Here is a 21,077-nt window from a genome sequence, read left to right as displayed (position 1 = left end):
GACGCCCGGCCTAGGTTCAGGTCGCTACCGGCCGGTAGGCATCCGTCCCGCGTCGTCACCCCCGTCCCGGGGTGGCACCCGTCCCCCCGGGGAGCAGCGATGCAGCCCTCACCCGTGCGCCGCCGGCTGCTCGCCGTCGGCGCGGCCCTCGCGCTGACGCTCGGCCTCACCGGCGCGGCCCCCGCCACCGGCCGCGACGACGGCAGCGGCCCGCTGCCCGGCTACACCATCGTCAACCCGCCGCTGCCGCCGCTCGTCGTCGGCGGAGCCGCCACCACCGTGCGGCAGGGCGTGCACGACAACGCCGGGTACATCATCGAGATCCCGGCGCGCTGGAACGGCGAGCTGGTGATGTGGGCGCACGGCTACCGCGGCCAGAGCACCGAGCTGTCGCCCGAGCCGCCCGGCTTCGACCTGCGGCAGCGCCTGGTGGCGCAGGGGTACGCGTGGGCGTCGTCGTCGTACGACCGCAACGGCTACGACGTGCGCTCCGGCGTACGCGGCACCCGCGCCCTGGCCGATCTGTTCAGCCGTACCGTCCGCCGCCCGCACCGGGTGCTCATCGCCGGGGCGTCGATGGGCGGTCACGTCATCGGCCGGTCGCTGGAGCAGTACCCGGGCTTCTACGCCGGGGCGCTGCCGATGTGCGGGGTGCTCGGCGACCAGGAGCTGTTCGACTTCTTCCTGGACTACAACCTGGTGGCGCAGGCGCTCGCCGGGGTGCGCGCGTACCCGACGCCGCCCGACTACCTCACCTCGGCGGTGCCCCGCATCCAGGTCACGCTCGGTCTGGCCGGGCTGACGCCGGGCGGCCCGGACACCACGAACGACCTCGGCAAGCAGCTGCGCGCGGTCACCGTGGAGCGCTCCGGCGGGCCGCGGCCGGGCGGCGACGCCGCGTTCGCGGTGTGGAAGGACTTCCTGTTCGGCATCGCGGTCGGCGAGGCGGAGGGCTCCCCCGCCCGGCGGCCCGGTCAGCTCGCCACGAATCTGTTCACCAGGTACACGCCGGACCAGCCGGTGAACCTCAACGCCACGGTGCAGCGGGTCGCGCCGGAGAACCTGCGCCAGCGGCTCTCGCCCGGCCTGACCGAGGTGCCCCGGATCGCCGGGCGGCCCACCGCGCCGGTGCTCAGTTTGCACGGGCTCGGCGACCTGTTCGTGCCGTTCGGTATGGAGCAGGCGTACGCCCGGGACGTGGCCCGGCACGGACGGTCCCGGCTGCTGGTGCAGCGGGCCGTGCGCACCGCGCAGCACTGCGAGTTCAGCCCGGCCGAGGCCGGCGCCGCCTGGGACGACCTGGCCCGCTGGGTGCGTACCGGGAAGCGCCCGGCCGGTGACGCGGTCACCGACCGGCGCGCGGTGGCGGCGCCGGACTTCGGCTGCCGGTTCAGCGACCGGGCCGCCCGGGCCGCCGGCACCGGCACCCGCCCGCTCTACCCGCCGTGCTGAGCCTGCCTCAGTCCTCCGCCCGGGAGTACCAGCCGCCCCGGTAGACGGTGCCCTGCGGGGCCGGCTGCGGCTCCGGCGGCGCCTCCGCCTCCTGCGGCGCGGCCCCGGCGGTGCGGCGGGAGCGGCGGACCCGGCTGACCACGAACCAGCAGGCACCGGCCAGCACGGCCACGATGACCAGCTTCTGGAACGTGCCCGCGTACGCCTCGACCACGTGCCACTGCTCGCCCAGCAGGTAACCGGCGAGCACGAACGTGGTGTTCCAGATCAGACTGCCCAGCGCGGTGTAGAGCAGGAACACCGGCACCGGCATCCGTTCCACCCCGGCCGGGATGGAGATGAGACTGCGGAAGATCGGAATCATCCGGCCGAAGAACACCGCCTTGACGCCGTGGCGCAGGAACCACTCCTCGGTGCGGTCCACGTCCTCCAGCTTGATCAGCGGCAGCCGCGCGGCGAGGGCACGCATCCGGTCCCGCCCGAGGGCCGCGCCGATGTAGTACAGCGCCAGCGCACCCACGATCGACCCGAGCGTGGTCCAGACGATCGCGCCGACCAGGCTCATCCGGCCCTGGCTCGCGGTGAAGCCGGCCAGCGGCAGGATCACCTCGCTGGGGATGGGCGGGAACAGGTTCTCCAGGGCGACCGCGAGCCCGGCGCCCGGCCCACCGAGCCGTTCCATCAGGCCGGTGACCCATCCGGTCACCCCGTCGCCGGACGGTTCCGCGGCCCGCGCGGTGCTCACCCGGGGGACGGCGAGCAGCTGTGCGTTTCCGATCATCGGACCAACGTTACGGGGCGAAGCCGCGGACGACCACGCGTCATGGAAACCATTATCGTGTACGTCATGCGTACGCCGCTGCGGATCGCCGTCGCCCAGCCGCTGACCCGCTCCCACGACGTCGAGGGCAACGCCGCCCGGCACGCCGACGCGGTGCGCGCCGCCGGGGCCCGCGTGGTGGTCTTCCCGGAGATGTCGCTGACCGGGTACGAGCTGACCGCCACGCCGCTGGACCCGGCCGATCCGAGGCTCGCGGCGCTGCGGACGGCCTGCGCCGAGACCGGGACGCTGGCGCTGGCCGGGGCGCCGGTGCCCGGCCCGCACATCGGGGTGCTCGCGGTCGACGCCGAGGGCGTGCGGGTCGCGTACCGGAAGATGTGCCTGGGTGGCGCGGAGCCGCGGCACATGCGACCGGGCCGGGAGCCGGCAGTGCTCGATGTGGACGGCTGGCGGCTGGGGCTGGCGGTGTGCAAGGACACCGGCACGCCGGAGCACGCGGCGGCCACGGTGGCGCTGGGCGCGGACGCCTACCTGGCCGGGGTGCTGGAGTCGGCGGACGACGCGGCGGTGCCCGAGGAACGCGCCCGCCGGGTCGCCGCCGCGCACGGCGTGTGGGTGGTGACGGCCAGTTTCGCCGGCTCGACCGGAGGCGGGTACTCGCGCGCCGCGGGTGGTTCCGGTATCTGGTCACCGGCGGGTGAGCCGGTGGTCCGGGCCGGCACCGGCGTCGGCGAGGTGGTCGCCGCCACGCTGCGGTGACGGTCAGCCCTCGTCGGCGCCGCGCAGCCGCTCGTAACCGTCGAGCAGCTTGCGCAGCGCGGTGGCGGTGACCGGGTCGATCTTCTCGTCCTCGGCCGCGTCGTCGATCTTCTCGCGCAGGTCCTCGACCCGCTTGCTCCGGTCCTTCGGCTTGCCCCGGTCCAGCTCGGCGGCCTTCTTGCGCAGGTCGTCGGCGGTCTTGCCGTCGACCAGCCCGATCGACTCGGCCCGGTCGATCAGCTCACCGAAACGGTCGCCGAGCTGACGCAGGGTCACCGGCTCGGGCACCGTCGACGGCGGCGCGGCGCTGCTGGGCTCCGGGGCGGGCGGCTCGGCGGCACCGGTCGACGGGCCCGCGGTGGGCGCGGTGGCCGGCGGCGTGCCGGAGCCGTCGCCCCACACCAGCGAGCCCACCACCGCGAGCAGCAGGACCAGGGCACCGGCGACGAGCAGCCCGAGCAGCCGGTTCGACGAGACCGCCGGGCGCGGCGGCGCAACGGGACGTGCCGGCGGGACCGGGCGGGACGCGGCGGCCGGGGACCGCTCGATCAGGGTGGGCGGGTGCGCGGCCGGCGCCACTGTCGGCAGGATCGCGGTCGGCGGGTCCACCGGGCGGCCCGCGCCGAGCCGGTCGGCGAGCCGGGCCGCGGTGGGCCGCCGCTCCGGGTCCACGTGCAGGCAGGCCAGGACCAGGTCGGCGATCTCCGGCGGCAGGCCGGGCACCCGCAGCGGCGGCACGGTCGGCCGGTTGCGCCGCACGTCCAGCACGTCGTCCCAGCTGCGCACCGGCAGCGGCGCCCGGCCGGTGAGGCTGCGGTACAGCAGCACACCGAGCGCGTACACGTCGCCGGCCGGGTTCGCCGGGCCCGGGTCGAGGCGTTCCGGGGCGAAGTAGGCGGGGGTGCCCATCAGCAGCGCGCCGGTCTGCCCGGTGACCGGGTGCGGGCCGGCGGGCGCGGCGATGCCGAAGTCGAGCACCTTCGCGCCGGTCTCGGTGAGCATCACGTTCGCCGGCTTGACGTCGCGGTGCACCACGCCGATCCGGTGCGCCGCGGCCAGCGCCCCGGCGACCTGCCCGGCCGTACGGACCGCGTCCGGCCAGGCCAGCGGCCCGCCGTTCAGCCGGTCGGCGAGCGTCTGACCCTCCACCAGCTCCATCACCAGGTACGGGACGACGACGCCGCTGTCCAGCGTCGCCTCGCCGTAGTCGTACACCTGGGTCACGTGCGGGTGGGTGAGCCGCGCCGCCGCGCGGGCCTCGCGCTGGATGACCGCGCGCAGTTGCGGGTCGGCGGCGAGCTGCCCGGCGAGGGCCTTGACCGCGACGGGCCGGTGCAGCACCTCGTCGTCGGCGCGCCACACCTCGGACATCCCGCCGAGGCCGATACGTTCGCGCAGGACGTACCGGTCGTGCAGGCGCAGGGCGGGCGTGAACGGCGACATGATGCCTCCAGTCTGCCCGTCCGGTCCCGGTGCCCGTCAACCGCCCGGCCCGGAGCGCGGAGTCAGGGCTTGCGGGCGACCCCGCCGTACATGCTGACGTCGATCACCGACGGGCGCGGTTCGGGCTCGCCGTCGGCGCGCCACTCGGCGACCGAGCAGATGCCCGGCTCGACCAGCTCCAGGCCGTCGAAGAAGCGCACGACCTCCTCCCGGCTGCGCAGGTTGATCACACCATGCGGACCGCCGCCGCGGGCCGCCGCCTTCGCCTCGGCGGCCACCTCGGCCGGCAGGTAGTCGTGGGTGGCGTGCGAGGCGGCCAGGTAGCTGCCGGCGGGCAGGGCGTCCAGCAGGCGGCCGACGATCGCGTACGGGTCCTCGCCGTCGGGCACGAAGTGCAGCACCGCCAGCAGCATCAACGCCACCGGCTGGGAGAAGTCCAGCGTGCGGCGCAGGTCGGGGTGGGCGAGGATGCGCTCCGGGTCGCGCAGGTCCGCGTCGAGGTAGGCGGTGGCGCCCTCGGCGGAGCTGGTGAGCAGCGCGCGGGCGTGGGCCAGCACGATCGGGTCGTTGTCGACGTAGACCACCCGGGCGCGCGGGTCGGTCGCCTGCGCCACCTCGTGCGTGTTGTCGGCGGTGGGGATGCCGGTGCCGATGTCCAGGAACTGCCGGATGCCCGCCTCACCGGCCAGGTGGCGCACCGCGCGGCGCAGGAACCGCCGGTTCTCCAGCGCGCTGATCCGGATGGTCGGGAACCGCGCGGCCATCGCGTCGCCGGAGTCACGGTCGGCCTGGAAGTTGTCCTTCCCGCCGAGCCAGTAGTTGTACCGGCGGGCGGGATGCGCCACGGTGGTGTCGATCCGGCCCGACTCGGGTGCCGTACCTGGTGCGTCGCTGGTCAAGGCCGCCTCCACGACTCGCGTGCCACCGTCCACTGTCTCCGGTTGGCGGTCATGCTACTGCCCGCCACCGCGCCGGTCAGGCCGGGTAGAGCTCGTCGCGCAGGCGGGCCAGCAGCTCCGGGGTCCGCTCCGGCGGCGCCGCCTCCACGCACAACCGTTCCATCGCCTCGGCGTAGAAGTCGAGGTCGTCGCGCTTGTCCAGGTAGATGGCGCTGGTGAGCTGCTCGATGTAGACGATGTCGGGCAGGTCGGCGTCACCGAAGCGCAGGATGCTGAACGCGCCGCTGGCCGCGGCGTGCCCGCCGGCTGCGAACGGGACGATCTGCAACCGCACGTGCGGGCCCGAGGTCGCCTCGATCAGCGCGTCCATCTGCTCGCGCATCACCGCGGCGCCGCCGATCGGGCGGCGCAGCACCGCCTCGTCGAGCACCGCCCACAGCTGCGGCGGGTCGGGCCGCCGCAACAGCTCCTTGCGCTGCATCCGCAGCTCCACCCGCCGGTCCAGCTCCGCCGCCGACGCGCCGCGGTGGCCGAGCAGGATCACCTGCCGGGCGTACGCGGCGGTCTGCAACAGGCCTGGTACGAACTGCACCTCGTACGTGCGGATCAGCGCGGCGGCCGCCTCCAGGCCCAGGTACGACTGGAACCAGGCGGGGAGCACGTCGCCGTAGCGGTGCCACCAGCCCGGGCTGTTCGCGTCGCGGGCCAGCTTGAGCAGCGCGTCGCGGTCCTCCGGCGCGGTGACGCCGTAGAGCGTGAGCAGGTCGGCCACGTCGCGCTCCTTGAAGCCGACCCGGCCCAGCTCCATCCGGCTGATCTTCGACTCCGACGAGCGGATCTCCCAGCCGGCGGTCTCCCGGCTGACCCCGGCACTCTCCCGCAGCCGGCGCAGCTGCCCGCCGAGCAGCATGCGCAGCACTGTCGGACCGCTTGTCGGACCACCCTCGACGGGCACCGTCGCCACCTGACCGCCCTCGCATCCCGACCGCCCCGGCCGGGCACCCTCCCGGACCGACGAGTAAGCATGCCATGAACCGACAGTGAGGTGAACTCCTCCGGACGGACGGAGTCAGTCCCGTGTACGGGACGGCGGGATCAGGTGGTCGAAGTCGCCGTCCCGCGCGCCGAGCACGAAGGCCGCGATCTCGTCCACTGTGTAGATGAGCGCCGGACCCTCCGGGTGCCGCGAGTTGCGGACCGCGATGCCGCCGCCGTCGGGCAGCTCGGCCAGTTCGACGCAGTTGCCGCTGGGGTTGCTGCGGCGGCTCTTCAGCCAGCGCATCGGTGGCAACTCGGTCACGGGCACGCCGTTCGGGGGTTGCTGCATGGGCGTCCTTCGGGATGAGCCAGCCGAGGCCGCGGGGAGGAGCGGTGGGTGGCGACGTCTGTCGACTGAGGAGTGAGATGCACGTGCATCTGCTATTGCATCTGCAATGGACGGAGAGGATGATACTCGAAATACGGTGTGCCGGTTCGCTCACGTACGGTGACCTGAGCCCGGCCCCGGGGACGCCGCTCCGCGCGGCTTCGGGACTGCGGTGAGGAGGACGCGTTGGCGGATCCGATGACCATCGCCTCCGGCATCTCCGCGGCTGGCGCACTCGTCTCCGCCTGGCAGTTACGCCGCCGCGCGCTGCGCGCCGAAGCCGAGATCGAGCTGCTCCAGGCCGAGCTGGCCGCCGAGCGGCACGCCGCCAGCCACGATCCGCTCACCGGGCTGCCCAACCGCCGCGCGTTCTTCCGGCTGGCCGCCGCCCTGCTCACCGACCCCGCCGGCCAGCCGCTCGTCGCGGTGGTGCTCGACCTGGACAACTTCAAGCAGGTCAACGACCGCTACGGGCACGCCGCCGGGGACCAGGTGCTGGTCAGCGTCGCGCAGCGGCTCGCCGCGTTCGCCGGCCCCAACCTGGTCGCCCGGCTCGGCGGCGACGAGTTCGCCGGACTGCTGGCCAGCCCCACGCCGGACCGCCGGTGGATCGAGCACGCCACCCGGCGGCTCTGCGAGGCGCTCGCCGCGCCGATCCCGCTCGGTGCGCGCAGCATCCAGGTCACCGCCTCGGTCGGGCTGGCGCCGGTGCACTGCCCCACGCAGCTCGCCGACGCGCTCTGCCGCGCCGACGCGGCCATGTACGAGGCGAAGACGCTCGGCGCGTCCCGCCCGACCCGCCAGCTCGTGGCGGAGTTCTGAGCCGCTCGTCCGGTCAGCGCCAGCCGTAGCCGGCGCGCAGCGCCTGCCCGACCCGGTCGAACCGGGGCCGGTCCAGCACCGCGCCCTCGCGGCGGATGCTGTCCTCGCGCATGGTGAGCACCCGGTCCAGGCGTACCCAGCTCGGCCGCGCGTCCCGGTCCCACTCCCCCGGGCCGAGCGCCAGCCAGTGCCGCTGACCGTCCCGGTCGCTCTGGCTGGACAGCATCAGCCCGAACAGCGTGCGGCTGTGCCGGCCCACCACCAGCACCGGGCGGTCCTTGCCCTGACGCGGGTCGTCCTCGTACGGCACCCAGGTCCAGACGATCTCACCCGGGTCGGCCTGCCCGTCCGGCTCCGGGGCGTACGACAGCTCGCGGCGCTGCAACGCGCTCACCTGGCGGCGGCGCGCGACCTGCGCCGGGATCGGCCCGCCGGTGCGGGTGGGTGCGGGTACGCCCCGGGTGATCCGGCCGAGCTTCGACGCCACGTTCCTCAACAGACCTGCCACGGCGGGCAGCCTATCGGTCGGGGTGCGCCGGGCCCGGAATCGGGTCGCCGGGGCGGGTACGCGGTGCCATCATGCCCCGGTGACAGTGCCCCGCCACCAGATCCGCGCCGCGTACACCGACACGTCGGTCACCGTCTACCAGGCGTACCCGCCGGAGATCGCCGACGCGGCGCTGCGCGCGGGCCGGTTCGTGCCGCCGTTCAAGCGGGAGCGGATGACCTGGATCAAGCCCTCGTTCCGCTGGATGATGTACCGCTGCGGCTGGGCGCTCAAGCCGGGCCAGGAACGGGTGCTGGCTGTCGACATCAGCCGGGCCGGTTTCGAGTGGGCCCTGCGGCACGCCTGCCTCAGCAGCTACGACCCGCGCCTGCACCCGGACCGGGACGCCTGGCGGCACTGCCTGCGGGTCAGCCCGGTGCGGGTGCAGTGGGACCCGGAACGCTCGCTGCGGCTGGCGCCCCTGCCGTACCGCTCGGTGCAGGTCGGGCTGACCGGCGACGCGGTACGCCGGTACGTCGACGAGTGGATGGTCGGGCTCACCGACGTCACCGGGCTGGCCCGGTCGGTGCACGGTCGTCTCACCGACGGCGACGAGGCCGGGGCGGCGGCGCTGCCTCCGGTGGAGCGGCCGTACCCGCTGCCGGCCGAGGTGGCCCGCGTCATCGACGCGGGCTGAGCGGGTGCGGTGCCGCGCCGGGCTCGCCATCGTCGCGCCGCGCCGCGATGTTAATAAGGGGACCCTCTACTACCGGAGGCGTTAAGAGGGGGCCTTCCTTACGCTGGGGGCGTGGAATTGCCCGACGATCTGCCGCTGTTCGAGCGCAGCGCGGTGCGGCTGGTGGTGCTCGACGCCGCCGACCGCCTGCTGCTGTTCCACACCCGCGACCCGGACCACCCGGACCTCGGCGTGTGGTGGGAGCTACCCGGCGGCGGGCTGGACCCGGGCGAGACGTACCGGGAGGCGGCGGTCCGGGAACTGCGCGAGGAGACAGGCATCGCCATCGGCCCGGACGAGGTGGGCGCTCCCACCTGGCGGCGGCGGGCCAGCTTCCGGCACCGCCAGCGCCGCCACCTCCAGGACGAGGTCATCGTGACGGTACGGCTGCCCGGCCCGGGGCCGGACGTGGACGAGGCGCTGCGGCTGGACTACGAGGTGGAGGACTACTTCGGGTTCCGCTGGTGGCCGCTGGCCGAGGTGCTCGCCGAGCAGCCGCGCTGCTATCCCGGGCGGCTGCCGGAACTGCTGCCCGCGTTCCTGGCCGGGACGGAGATCGACGAGCCGTTCGAACTGTGGTCCTGACGCGGGGCGTGCCGGCGGGCGCGCCGTGCGGGCAGAGTGGAGCCGTGACTCCTCTGCGCGCACCCCTGGCCCGTTACGCCGAGCGGCTGCACCGCGCCGCCGGTGACACCCACCACGTCGCCTCGCCGCTGGGCGCCTGGCTGCTGCTGGCGCTGACCGGCCCGGCCGCCACCGGCGACGCCCGCGCGGCGCTGGCCGAGGCACTCGACGCCGACCCGGACGACGCCGCCGCCGAGGCCCGGGCACTGCTCGCCGCGCCGCACCCGATGGTCGCCGCCGCCACGGCACTGTGGGAGCGCACCCCGGCGCCCGAGCTGGCCGCGTGGCGGGCCGCCCTGCCGGAGACCACCGAACGCGGTCCGCTGCCCGACCAGGCGGCGCTGGACGCCTGGGCCCGGGAGCGTACCGGCGGGCTGATCGACCGCTTCCCGGTCGACGTCGCCCCGGACACCCTGCTGGTGCTGGGCAGCGCGCTCGCGACCCGGGTGTCGTGGGCCGACCCGTTCGACACCGCCCCGGGTGCGGAGCTGGGCGCGGGCAGCGCCTGGTCCGGCCGGCTGAACCGGGTGCTGCGGACGCCGCCGTTCGGGCACCGCTGCTGGGTGGCGGCCACCGACCGGGCCGGTGACGTGGTCGTGCATGCGGTGCCGGCCCGCACCGGCGACGACGGCGCGGGGATGCTCGTGGTGTCGGTGGCCGCCGCGCCCGAGGTGCCCGCGGCCGACGTGCTGGCCGCCGCGCAGGAGCTGGCGAGCGCCGCCGCGCTCATCCCGGACAACTCGGCGCCGGGCCGCCGGTCGCTGTTCGACCTGCCGCTGGGCGAGACGCCGCTGTGGACGCTGCGGGAGGAGCCGGTGAACACGTTCGCGGCGGACGGCCGGGAGGAACGCGCCACGGCGGTGCTGCCCTGCTGGTCGGCGCGCAGCCGGCACGACCTGACCGCGCCCGGGTTCGGCTTCGACGCGGCGGCCCGGGCGCTCGGCGAGCTGCTGGGCCTGGCCGGGCCGGAGTTCGACGCCGCGCAGTCCGCGGTGGCCCGGTTCGGGCGCTACGGCTTCGAGGCCGCCGCGGTGACCGCGTTCGGCATGGTGGCCGGCCTGCCGCCGGAGGGCGTCGCGCGCGTCGCCGAGCTGCGGTTCGGTAACCCGTACGCGGTGGTCGCGGTGACCACCGACCCGGCCGGCGGCCCGTGGCACGCGCTGCCCGTCTACTCCGCCTGGGTGGCCGATCCGGAGGAGCTGCCCGCCGACGAGGCCGGATAGGCGGCGAGCGCGCTCGTGAGCTGGTCCAGTCCCAAGGAGCCGAGTTCCAGCGCCCGGTTGTGGAAACCGCGCCGGTCGCCGGGGAACGCCGCACGGCCGTCCCGCCACACCCGCTCCCCCACCTTGTAGGTGAGCGCCTGCCCGGGCCGGCCCAGGTAGCGGGCCAGTTCCAGTGGCGCGTACGGGCCCTGGTGGCAGCGCTCGCCCAGCAGGTCCAGCGCGGCGTCCGGCGTCCACGGCGTACCGCCGGAGGGCATCGGCAGCTTCAGGTGCAGGCCGATGTCGAGCACGACCCGGGCCGCCCGCAGCAGTTGCATGAACAGGTGTCCCAGCCGGGCGCCCGGCTGCTCGTAGAGTCCGAGTTCGTCCATGAATCGCTCGACGTACAGCGCCCAGCCCTCCTGGGCGCCGGAGAGCCCGCCGAGCAGGTTCAGTCGCTGCCCGGGGCCGCCCCGGCACGCCTCCGAGCCGAGGTGCAGGTGGTGGCCGGGGACGCCCTCGTGGTACGCGGTGCTGTACGCCCACCAGGTGGAGAAGTGCTCCTGCCCGTCGGGCAGCAGCCAGGAGACCCGGCCCGGCCGGGTCAGGTCCCGCGACGGCGCGATGTAGGCGGTGCCGCCCGACGTGGTGATGCGTGACTCGATGCGCCGCAGCGGCGCCGGGATGTCGAAGTGGACGCCGTGCATCCGCTCGGTGGTGGCCTCCAGCAGCTCCTGGAGCCAGGCGGCGAACTCGTCCCGGCTGCGCAGCACGCCCGGCGCGTCGGGGCGGTCGAGCCGCTCCCGCACCTCGGGCACGGTGCCGCCCAGGGTTCTCGCCTCGGCGACCAGTTCCGCCTCGATCGCGGTGAACTCGTCCCAGCCCCACGCGTACAGCTCGCGCAGGTCCGGTTCCGCGCCGAGGAAGGCCCGCACCCAGAGGGCGTACCGCGCCGGGCCGAACGCCTCGTCGTGGTGCGCCCGGGGCGCGAGGTCCGCGGTGAGCGTCGCGGCGAACCTCCGGTACGCCTCCCGCGCGCCCTCGGCCGCCGCCTGCAACGAGGCGCGCTGCGGGCCGTCGCCGTACCGCTGCACCAGGGCGAGGTCGTCGTCGAGCCAGGTGCGGCAGCGCCGCGTCACCAGCTCCACCTGGCGCCGGGCCGGCAGGTGACCGCGCGCGGCGGCGAGCAGCAGGCTCTGGGCGTACCCGTCGAGTGCGGCCGGGATCGCGGCCTGGCGCGCGCCGACGCGGGCCCAGCCGTCCTCGGAGGCCGCGTGTCCGGCGTCGCGGCCCGGCACCGCTGACTCGACGCACTGGCGGATGAGCTGGAGCGGGCCGGTGGCCGCGGCGTGCAGTTCCCGCAGGTCCTCCCCGGCGTCGTGGAAGGCGATCCGGGTGCGCAGCCGTTCGGCGAGGTGGGCGTGCAGCGGGGTCGCGGGCAGCGCCTCGATCCGGCGCAGGGCGCGGGCGGCGAGGTCGGCGCGGGCCTGGTGACCGTCCGGGCTGTAGTCGGTGAGGCCGTCGACGTCCTGCTCACCGGCCTCGACCACGGCGGCGCACGGATCGAGGCGCCCCATCTCCCGCAGCAGCGCGTCGGTGACGTCCTCGCTCATCGCACCGATGCTAGCCCCGGTGATCAAGGAGTTCGTGCCGGCCGGACGGCCCGGACCGGACACGAACTCCTTGATCGACCGGATGGGAGGCGGGGTCAGACCGAGACGAGCTCCTTCTTCTCGGCCTTGGCGGCCAGGCGCTTCTCGCGCTCCTGGGCGCCGATCAGGTCGTCCGGCAGGGAGTCCTCCACCTCCAGGTCGAAGCGGCGCAGCAGCCGGATCGCGAACCCGCCGAGCGTGATCAGGATCAGCGCCGCACCGAAGCAGATGTACGCGAAACCGATGCCCCGGCCCGGTCCGGTGCCGATCACCGCGCCCACCGACCCGGCGAGCGCCCCGCCCGGGGCGAGCATCGGCTCGAACAGCGCGGTGGCGCCCGGCGCGAGCAGCGCGAACCCGATCGGCAGCGTCGACCAGGAGATGGTCTGGTTGAGGCTGAACACCCGGCCGTGGAAGCGCTGCGGCACCTTCACCTGGACGATCGTCGCGTAGATCGACTGCGCGGTGGTCATCGACATGGCCAGCCAGCAGAAGCCGACGCAGATCATCGCCACCGACGCGTCCAGGCCGATCAGCACGCAGCCGATGGCGGTGCCCAGGTTGCCGATCAGCACGCCGATCATGCGGCGCTTGCGCGGACCACCCCACAGCGACATGAGCACGCCGCCGAGCACCGCGCCGACCGCCTCGGCCAGCGCCACCTGCGCCACCTGGGTCGGGCTGCCGAACGACAGCACCAGCGGCGTGATGAGCACCAGCGCGGGCGCCAGGAAGATGTTGCCCAGCGCGAAGTAGCCGAGCATCAGCCGGAACCCTCGGTGCCGCCACGAGTAGCGCATGCCGTTGGCGATGGCCACCAGCAGCCGTTCCCGGGGCCGCCAGCCCAGCGCGTCCGGGAAGCGGACCACGGCCAGGGTGAGCACCGCGAACACGTAGCTGGCCACGTCGACCAGCAGGATGCCCTTCAGCTCGATGGTGGCGAGCAGGCCGGCCGCGAACGCCGGCATGAGCAGCGTGGCCACACCGGTGGAGAGCTGGGTGATGCCCATGGCGTGCCCGAGGTAGCGCTTGGGCACCAGCTGCGGCACCGCCGACTGGAACGCGATCCGCTGGAACGAACCGGCCACCGAACTGAGCGCCACCAGCATGTAGATGTGCCAGAGCGCCAGGTTGTCGGTCCACAACAGGGCCGCCAGCACGAGCTGGACGGACCCGGCGAAGCAGCTCGCCGTCATCATGATCCGCCGCCGGCTGACCCGGTCGACCAGCGCGCCGGCCACCGGCAGCATGAGCACGCCGCAGATCAGCGCGAGCGCCCAGAGCAGGCCGAGGTTCGCCACCGAGCCGGTGCGGTTGAACAGCCAGATCGGCAGCGCGAACGCGGTCAGTGCGGAACCGGTGCTGGAGATGAGCTGGCCGGTCGTGATGGCCATGAACCGGCCCATGCTCGGCTTGACCGTCTTGGTGGGCTTGCGGTCCTCGCCCACCCGCAGCGTGTCGGCCACCACCCAGCCGGCGTCCTCACCCCGGGCCTCCGGCGTCAGCGCGCTGACGTCACCGGCGACCACCGCCGGGTGGACCTGCGTGACGATCTCGGCCAGTTCCTCGGCCCGGTACTTGAGGAAGAAGTGCCCGGCCTGGTCGAGGACCACGAGGCCGAGCGTGTCGCTGAGGAACTGCCACTCGGCGTACCGCTCGCGGTAGTAGTCGGTCACCGGGTCCTCGGAGCCGACCACCGAGATGATCGGCGTCCGGAGCTTTGCCGCCTGCTGGTCCAGCAGCCGGGTGAAGTACTCCTCCGAGGCGCGGGAGTCGGCCCGCATGTTGCTGATGATCCGGTCGGCCTGCTCCGGGTCCAGCTCGTCGGTGTCCACCCCCATCGACTTGAGCCAGCTCGCGGAGTGCCTGTTGCTGCTGAGCCGCTCGAGGCGGTCGCGCAGCGCCGCGATCACGCCCTTCGGGCGGGCGAACGGGAACATGGCGCCGATGTAGACGGCCTCCAGCTCCCGGCCGGCCGCCTCGACCTTGCGGGCCACGTCGGCGAGGATGGCGCTGCCCACGCCGCAGTGGCCGTACAGGGCGATCGGTCCCTCGACCCGCTCCAGGATCTCGTCGGCGACCCGGCTGGTCAGCTCGTCGAACGGCAGCGCGTCCTCGCTCAGACCCACGTCGTGACCGGGGATCGCCAGCGACCACAGCCCGTACCCGGCCGGCAGCGCGTCGGCCAGCGGCTGGTAGACGATGGCGCTGCCGCCGCCGTACGGGACGCAGACGTACGTCAGCACCCGCTTGCCCGCCGGGATCGGCTTGGTCAGCTCGTAGAGCAGCCGGCGCGGCCCCTCCTGCGCGGCGTCGCCGGAGATGAACGCGGCGAGGTCGCGGATGGTGCGCTTCTGGAACAGGTCCATCACGCCGACCGCCCGGCCGCCCAGCTCCGCCTTGCGGATCTTGGCGACCACCTGGGTGGCCAGCATCGAGTGCCCGCCCAGGTCGAAGAAGTCGTCGTCGATGCCGAGCGTGTCCACGCCCAGCACCTCGGACCAGATCGCGGCGAGCGCCCGCTCGGTGTCGTCGCGCGGCTCGACCAGCGCCACCGACGCCTCGCGGGTGACCACCGGCGCTGGTAGCGCCTTGCGGTCCAGCTTGCCGTTCGGGGTCAGCGGCAGTGCGTCGAGCGTGACGAACGCGGCCGGCACCATGTACTCCGGCAGCGTGTCCTTCAGCGCCGCCTTCAGCGCGGCGTGCTCCGCCTCCCCCACCAGGTACGCGGTGAGCCGCTTGTCGCCCGGGCTGTCCTCCCGGACGATCACCGTGGCCTCGGTGACGCCCGGCTGCTCGCGCAGCGCGCTCTCGATCTCGCCCAGCTCGATGCGCAGGCCGCGCAGCTTGACCTGGTGGTCGATGCGGCCCAGGAACTCGATCACCCCGGCGCCGTCCGGGCCGACCACCCAGCGGGCCAGGTCACCGGTGCGGTAGAGGCGGGCGCCCGGCTCACCGGAGAACGGGTCGGGGACGAACTTCTCCGCGGTCAGCGCCGCCCGGCGGTGGTAGCCGCGGGCCAGCCCGACACCGCCGATGTGCAGCTCACCGGCCACCCCGACCGGGCACTGCGCGCCGGACGGGTCGAGCACGTGCAGCCGCAGGTTGGCGATCGGGGCGCCGATCGGCACGCTCGTCACCTCGGCGAGCCGGTCCGGCTCGCACGCCCAGGCGGTCACGTCGATGGCCGCCTCGGTCGGGCCGTACAGGTTGTGCAGGCCGCACCAGGGCAGCCGGGCGGTGAAGTCGGCCGCCGAGGCCAGCGGCAGCTCCTCCCCGGAGCAGATCACCCGGCGCAGCGCGGTGGCCGCCTCCACGCCGTCCTCGGCGAGGAAGACGGTCAGCATCGACGGAACGAAGTGGGCGGTGGTGATCCGCTCGGACACCAGCAGGTCACGCAGGTAACCCGCGTCCTTGTGGCCGCCGGGCTTGGCCAGCACCAGGCGGGCGCCGGTGCGCAGCGGCCAGAAGAACTCCCACACCGACACGTCGAAGCTCGCCGGGGTCTTCTGGAGCACCGCGTCGTCGGCGCCGAGGCGGTACGTCTTCTGCATCCAGTCGAGCCGGTTGACGATGCCCCGGTGCGTGTTCGGCACGCCCTTCGGGCGGCCGGTGGAGCCGGAGGTGTAGATGACGTACGCCAGGTTCTCCGGTCCGGCGGCCGGCGCCGGATCGGTGTCGGGCTGCCCGCTCCACACGGTGGCGTCGTCGAGTTCGAGCACCGTGGCGCCGGTGTCGGGCAGCACGTCGCGCAGGTGCGACTGGACCAGCACCACCGGCGCGTCCGCGTCGCCGACCATGAACGCGAGCCGGTCGGCCGGGTACTCCGGGTCCAGCGGCAGGTACGCGCCGCCGGCCTTGAGCACGCCGAGCAGTCCGGCGACCAGTTCCACCGACCGTTCCGCGCAGACCCCGACCAGGGTCTCCGGGCCGACGCCGGCCGCGCGCAGCCGGTGCGCGACGCGGTTGGCCTGCGCGTTCAGCTCGGCGTACGTGCGGCTGTGCCCGTCGATGGTGACCGCGACCGCGTCCGGGGTGGCCGCGGCACGCTCCTCGATCGGGCCGTGCAGCGTCTCCGCGCGCGGGAAGTCGGCGGTGGTGTCGTTCCAGGCGGCCAGCAGCTCCCGTTCGGCGGCGGGCAGCAGCGGCAGCCGGGACACCGGGGTGTCCGGCGCGGCGACGACCGCGTCCAGCAGCGCGGTCCACCGCTGCGCCATCCGCTCGACAGTCGCCCGGTCGAACAGGTCGGTGTTGAAGACCAGCTTGCCCCAGAGCCCGTCGACGGTCTCCACCGCGTGCAGCTCGAAGTCGAACCGGGTGGCCTGCAACTCCATCGGGGTCCAGGAGAACGTGACCTCGTCGGTGCGGGACACGCCGGTGAACCGGCCCATCTCGTAGTTCTGGAGCACGAACATGGCCTGGAACACCGGGGAGCGGCTGACGTCGCGCGGCAGGCCCAGCTCGTGGACCACCTTGGCGAACGGCACCTCGGCGTGCTCGAACCCGTCGAGCACGGTACGGCGGGTGCGCTCCAGCAGCTCGGCGAACGTCGGGTCGCCGGCCAGGTCGGCGCGCAGCGGCAGCATGTTGATGAACATGCCGACGACGTTCTCCAGCTCCGGCGCGGACCGGCCGGCCACCGACGCGCCGACGGCGAAGTCGTCCTGGCCGGCGTGCCGGGCCAGCAGCACCTGGTACGCGGCGAGCAGCGTCATGAACAGCGTGCCGCCGCTGTCCCGGGTGAGCGCGTTGAGCGCCTCGGTGGCGGCCGGGTCGAGCTGGAACTCGACGAAGTCACCCCGGTAGGTCTGGGTGGCCGGACGCGGCCGGTCCAGCGGCAGCTCCAGCGGCGTGATGCCGGCCAGCCGCTGCTTCCAGTAGTCGACGTGCGCCCGCGCCTGCGGACCGTCCAGCTCCTGGGCCTCCCAGACGGCGAAGTCGCCGTACTGGATCGGCAGCGCGGGCGGCTCGCCGCCCCGGTAGAGCGTGATCAGGTCGCGCAGCAGCACGTCCACCGACCAGCCGTCGCCGACGATGTGGTGCTGGGCGAGGAACAGCACGTGGTCCTCGGCGGTCAGCCGGATCAGCAGGGCCCGCAGCAGCGGACCGTTCGCCAGGTCGAACGGCTCGGCCGCCGCCGCGTCGACGAGCGCCTGCGCGGCGGCCTCGTCGGGCGCGTCCACCACTGTCAGCGGCACGTCGGCGGTGTCCGCGACGACCACTGTGGGACGGCCGTCGGCGTCGGCCGGGAAGCGGGTGCGCTGCGACTCGTGCCGCTCGGCCAGCCCGGTCAGGGCGGCACGCAGCGCGTCCACGTCCAGTGGTCCGCGCACCCGCAGCGGCACCGCGATGTGGTACGCCGCCTCGCCCGGGGCGAGCTGGTCCATGAACCAGACCCGCTCCTGGGCGTAGGACAGCGGCACCTCCGCGCCGGACGGGCGGGGGGTGATCCGGGCCGCGGGGGCGGTCTGGCGGGCGCGTAGCCGTCGGGCGATCAGCGCCTGCCGGGCCGCCTCGCGGGCCGGATCCTTCAGGTCGGTCATCAGTTGGTTCCCTCTTCCGCCGCGAGCAGCGCGGCGACCTCGGTGTCGGAGAGCCCGTCGAGTTCGGCGGCGATCCGCTGTTCGATCTGGGCGGCCAGGTCCGCCACCACGGGGCTGCTGAACAGCGCCCGCATGGGCAGGTCGACGTCCACCTCGGCGCGGATGCGGGCCATCGCCCGCATGCCGCGCAGCGAGTTGCCGCCGAGGGCGAAGAAGTCGTCCAGGGCGCCGACCTTCTCCACCTGGAGGATCTCGGCGTACACCTCGGCGACCAGCCCTTCGGCCTCGGTGCGGGGCGCGACGTAGCTGTCCTGGGCCTGCTCGGCCGCCGCCGGGGCGGGCAGCGCGGCACGGTCCAGCTTGCCGTTCGGCGTCAGCGGCAGCGCGTCCAGCCGGACCAGGGCGGCCGGCACCAGGTGCGCGGGCAGCTCGCGGGCCAGTTCGGCGCGGACCGAGTCCTCGTGGGCCGGGCCCACCAGGTAGCCGACGAGCGCCGGCTCGCCGCCGTCGGTGCGGACCGCCGCGGCGGCGGCGCGCACGTCCGGGTGGGCCAGCAGCGCCGCCTCGACCTCGCCCAGCTCGATGCGCATGCCGCGCACCTTGACCTGGTCGTCGCGGCGACCCAGGTAGTCCAGCGTGCCGTCGGCGCGCCAGCGGGCCAGGTCGCCGGTGGCGTACATCCGGGCGCCGGGCGGGCCGTACGGGCAGGGCAGGAACCGCTCGGCGGTCAGGGCGGGCCGGTCGTGGTAGCCGCGGGCGAGCTGGGTGCCGGTGACGTACAGCTCCCCCACCACGCCCGGCGGCACCGGCCGCAGGGCGGCGTCGAGCAGCAGCGCGCGGGTGTTCCAGGTGGGCGTGCCGATCGGCACCGGACCGGCCGGGACCGGCTCGCCGGGGGCGATCCGGGCCGCGACGCAGCCCACAGTGGCCTCCGTCGGGCCGTACTCGTTGATGACGGCCACGTCGGGGTGCGCGGCCCGCCAGGCGGCGAGCTGCTCCCCGGTCAGCGCCTCGCCGCCGATCACCAGGTCGGCAGTCGGCGACAGCTCGCCGTCGAGCAGCGGCAGGTGGCTCGGCGTGACCTTGAGGAACGCGGGCCGGCCGCCGGCGCGGGCCGCGGGCTCGTCGATCGCGGCGAGCCGTACCGTGCCGCCGGCGGTGAGCGTGCCGAGCAGGCCGGTCACGGTCAGGTCGAACGACACCGGCGAGTGCAGCAGCGCCACCCCGGCCAGCCCCGGGTAGGTGGCGCGGGCCCAGGCCAGGTACGCGGTCACCGCCCGGTGCTCGACCACCACGCCCTTCGGGCGGCCGGTGGAGCCGGAGGTGTAGAGCACGTACGCCGGGTGCTCCGGGCGCAGCGGCGCGACCCGGTCGGCGTCGGTGAGGTCGTCGCCGGACTGGTCGGAGCCGACCTCGCCGTCGAGCACCAGCGCGTCGCCGGGCACCAGGGCGGCGGTGTCCGGCGCGGTCACCACCAGCGCGGGCGCGGCGTCGGCCAGCAGGTACGCGATCCGGCCGGCCGGGTACGCGGTGTCCACCGGCACGTACGCGGCGCCGGCCTTGAGCACCGCCAGCATCGCCACGACCAGGTCGCAGGAGCGCGGCAGCGCCAGCGCGACCCGGGTCTCCGGACCGGCGCCGCGCGCCACCAGCAGCCGGGCCAGCCGGTTCGCGGCGGTGTTCAGCTCGCCGTAGCCGAGCGTCACGCCGTCGCAGACCAGCGCCGCCGCGTCCGGGGTGGCGGCGGCCTGCCGCTGCACCTCGTCGACCACAGTGGTCACCGGCACGTCGCGGGCGGTGTCGTTCCAGGCGCCGAGCACCCGGTCCCGCTCGGTGTCGGTGAGCAACGGCAGCGCGCCGACCGTACGCTCCGGCTCGGCGACGGCGGCGGCGAGCAGCCGTACGTAGCGGCGGACCACCGTCTCGGCCGTGGCCCGGTCGAACAGCTCGGTGCGGTAGACCAGGCGGCAGTCGCCGGTGGTGATGTCGAAGGCCAGGTCGTCCTTGGTGGTGCCCAGCTCCACCGGGTCGAGGCCGGAGTCCGGGATCCAGTTCAGCGCGGTCTGGAAGATCGGCTGCACCGACGGGTCACGCTGCGGGTCGACCGCCTCGACGATCTTCTGGAACGGCGTCTGCCCGTGCTCCATCGCGTCGATCAGGCCGTTGCGGACCCGGCCCAGCAGCGCCGCGAACGTCGGGTCGCCGGAGACGTCGCAGCGCAGCGCCACCGGGTTGACGAACATGCCGATCAGCGGCGTCAGCTCCGGGTTGTCCCGGCCCGCGGTGGAGACGCCGACCACCACGTCGGCGTCGCCGGAGATCCGCGACAGCAGCGCCGCGAAACCGGCGAGCAGCACCATGTACGGGGTGGCCTGCGCGCCGGTGGCCAGCGCGCCGACGCGGTCCAGCAGCCCGTCGGGCAGCGTGAAGCGCACCTCGTCACCGGCGAAGCCGAGCTGGGCCGGGCGGGGCCGGTCCAGCGGCAGGCCGGTGACCGGCGGCGCGCCGGCCAGGTGACCGGTCCAGAACGCGAGCTGCCGGTCCAGCTCCGCACCGGTGAGCTGCTGGCGCTGCCAGACCGCGAAGTCCGCGTACTGGATGGGCAGCTCGGGCACGACGGGCTCGGCGCCGGTGCGCGCGGCCTCGCAGAACGCGACCAGCTCGGCGTGGAACAGCACCGCCGAGTGGCTGTCGAAGACGGCGTGGTGCACCACGAACGCCAGCGCCAGCCCCTCCTCCATGCGGATCAGCCGGGCCCGCCACAGCGGCGCCGCGTCCAGCGGGATCGGCGTGCGGGCCATCTCGCCGCGGATGCGCTCGAACTCGGCCCGCTGCTCACCGGCCGGCAGGTGGGTGATGTCGGTGACGGGCAGCGGCGCCGGCTCGTGGGCGCGCACGACCTGCACCAGCGCGCCGTCGTCGGCCCGCAGGTGGGTACGCAGCGCCTCGTGCCGGGCGATCACCCGGTTGACCACGTCGCCGGCCGTGTCCGCGTCCACGCCGGCCGGGAACAGCCACGGGAAGGACACGTTGAACACCGGCGACCCGGCGTCGAGCTGGTTGGCCATCCACACCCGCTCCTGGGCGTACGAGGCCGGGAAGGTCCACTCCTGGCTCGTGCTCATGAGAGGGCCTCGCGCACGGAGCGGGGACGCATGTCGGTCCAGACCTCGTCGACGTGGGCCAGGCACTCCTCGCGCGTGCCGGCGAAGCCGGTGTCGTGCCAGCCGGCGGGCAGGTCCCGGTCGGCCGACCAGATCGAGTACTGCTCCTCGTCGTTGCGGACGACCAGGAATCGGGGTTCGGCCATG

Annotated in this window: 16 protein-coding genes; 6 read left to right on the top strand and 10 right to left on the bottom strand. The window is 74.5% G+C overall.

The annotated features are described in order from the left end of the window. The first annotated feature begins 99 nt into the window (after nucleotides 1-99). Entirely contained in the window at nucleotides 100-1,452 is a 1,353-nt protein-coding gene (locus CLT75_RS05805; RefSeq protein WP_135239842.1) for a hypothetical protein, read from the top strand. Between the two features lie 7 nt (nucleotides 1,453-1,459). Here CLT75_RS05805 and CLT75_RS05800 read toward each other — a convergent pair whose 3' ends face one another. Then, a complete protein-coding gene (locus tag CLT75_RS05800) occupies nucleotides 1,460-2,233 on the bottom strand; it encodes a DedA family protein (RefSeq protein WP_135239841.1) in 774 nt (257 codons plus the stop codon). Nucleotides 2,234-2,299: 66 nt separating this feature from the next. Here CLT75_RS05800 and CLT75_RS05795 point away from each other — a divergent pair, with 66 nt between their 5' ends. Then, nucleotides 2,300-2,992 (top strand): carbon-nitrogen hydrolase family protein, encoded by a 693-nt coding sequence (locus CLT75_RS05795; protein ID WP_135239840.1) that lies wholly within the window; start codon nucleotides 2,300-2,302, stop codon nucleotides 2,990-2,992. Nucleotides 2,993-2,995: 3 nt separating this feature from the next. On the opposite strand, the gene CLT75_RS05790 is transcribed toward CLT75_RS05795, so the two are convergent. From CLT75_RS05790 to CLT75_RS05775, 4 genes are all read right to left on the bottom strand, one after another. Then, nucleotides 2,996-4,435 (bottom strand): serine/threonine-protein kinase, encoded by a 1,440-nt coding sequence (locus tag CLT75_RS05790; protein WP_135239839.1) that lies wholly within the window; start codon nucleotides 4,433-4,435, stop codon nucleotides 2,996-2,998. Between the two features lie 62 nt (nucleotides 4,436-4,497). Further along, nucleotides 4,498-5,334, bottom strand: a complete 837-nt coding sequence (locus CLT75_RS05785; protein ID WP_135239838.1) for an SAM-dependent methyltransferase — start codon at nucleotides 5,332-5,334, stop codon at nucleotides 4,498-4,500. A 76-nt stretch (nucleotides 5,335-5,410) separates the two neighbouring features. After that, nucleotides 5,411-6,298, bottom strand: a complete 888-nt coding sequence (locus CLT75_RS05780; RefSeq protein ID WP_135239837.1) for a Scr1 family TA system antitoxin-like transcriptional regulator — start codon at nucleotides 6,296-6,298, stop codon at nucleotides 5,411-5,413. A 105-nt stretch (nucleotides 6,299-6,403) separates the two neighbouring features. Next, nucleotides 6,404-6,661, bottom strand: a complete 258-nt coding sequence (locus tag CLT75_RS05775; RefSeq protein WP_135239836.1) for a DUF397 domain-containing protein — start codon at nucleotides 6,659-6,661, stop codon at nucleotides 6,404-6,406. Nucleotides 6,662-6,886: 225 nt separating this feature from the next. On the opposite strand from CLT75_RS05775, the gene CLT75_RS05770 reads away from it, so the two are divergent. Beyond that, on the top strand, nucleotides 6,887-7,522 hold the full coding sequence (locus CLT75_RS05770) for a GGDEF domain-containing protein (RefSeq protein ID WP_135239835.1): 636 nt from the start codon (nucleotides 6,887-6,889) through the stop codon (nucleotides 7,520-7,522). A 13-nt stretch (nucleotides 7,523-7,535) separates the two neighbouring features. Here CLT75_RS05770 and CLT75_RS05765 read toward each other — a convergent pair whose 3' ends face one another. Continuing rightward, nucleotides 7,536-8,030, bottom strand: coding sequence for a type II toxin-antitoxin system PemK/MazF family toxin (locus CLT75_RS05765; RefSeq protein ID WP_135239834.1), 495 nt, complete (start codon nucleotides 8,028-8,030; stop codon nucleotides 7,536-7,538). 79 nt (nucleotides 8,031-8,109) lie between these two features. Here CLT75_RS05765 and CLT75_RS05760 point away from each other — a divergent pair, with 79 nt between their 5' ends. From CLT75_RS05760 to CLT75_RS05750, 3 genes are all read left to right on the top strand, one after another. Then, nucleotides 8,110-8,706 (top strand): DUF4291 domain-containing protein, encoded by a 597-nt coding sequence (locus tag CLT75_RS05760; protein WP_135239833.1) that lies wholly within the window; start codon nucleotides 8,110-8,112, stop codon nucleotides 8,704-8,706. A 111-nt stretch (nucleotides 8,707-8,817) separates the two neighbouring features. Further along, a complete protein-coding gene (locus CLT75_RS05755) occupies nucleotides 8,818-9,330 on the top strand; it encodes an NUDIX domain-containing protein (RefSeq protein WP_135239832.1) in 513 nt (170 codons plus the stop codon). Between the two features lie 44 nt (nucleotides 9,331-9,374). Further along, complete coding sequence (locus tag CLT75_RS05750; RefSeq protein ID WP_135239831.1) at nucleotides 9,375-10,592, top strand: serpin family protein; 1,218 nt, start codon at nucleotides 9,375-9,377, stop codon at nucleotides 10,590-10,592. Here the strand turns inward: CLT75_RS05750 and CLT75_RS05745 are convergent. The 4 genes from CLT75_RS05745 to CLT75_RS05730 form a co-directional block, all read right to left on the bottom strand. Next, nucleotides 10,538-12,184, bottom strand: a complete 1,647-nt coding sequence (locus CLT75_RS05745; protein WP_135239830.1) for a DUF885 domain-containing protein — start codon at nucleotides 12,182-12,184, stop codon at nucleotides 10,538-10,540. The two genes, CLT75_RS05750 and CLT75_RS05745, sit on opposite strands and share 55 nt — an antisense overlap. Before the next feature lie 95 nt (nucleotides 12,185-12,279). After that, nucleotides 12,280-17,766: a non-ribosomal peptide synthetase/MFS transporter gene (locus CLT75_RS05740; protein WP_135239829.1), complete on the bottom strand. Its 5,487-nt coding sequence runs from the start codon at nucleotides 17,764-17,766 to the stop codon at nucleotides 12,280-12,282. After that, nucleotides 17,766-20,891, bottom strand: coding sequence for a non-ribosomal peptide synthetase (locus CLT75_RS05735; protein WP_135239828.1), 3,126 nt, complete (start codon nucleotides 20,889-20,891; stop codon nucleotides 17,766-17,768). The genes CLT75_RS05740 and CLT75_RS05735 overlap by 1 nt, the downstream gene beginning before the upstream one ends. Continuing rightward, nucleotides 20,888-21,076, bottom strand: coding sequence for an MbtH family protein (locus CLT75_RS05730; protein WP_135239827.1), 189 nt, complete (start codon nucleotides 21,074-21,076; stop codon nucleotides 20,888-20,890). The genes CLT75_RS05735 and CLT75_RS05730 overlap by 4 nt, the downstream gene beginning before the upstream one ends. Nucleotide 21,077: the final 1 nt, after the last annotated feature.

This window comes from Micromonospora sp. CNZ285 (assembly GCF_004637285.1).
This window is presented reverse-complemented; position numbering and strand designations above follow the sequence as displayed.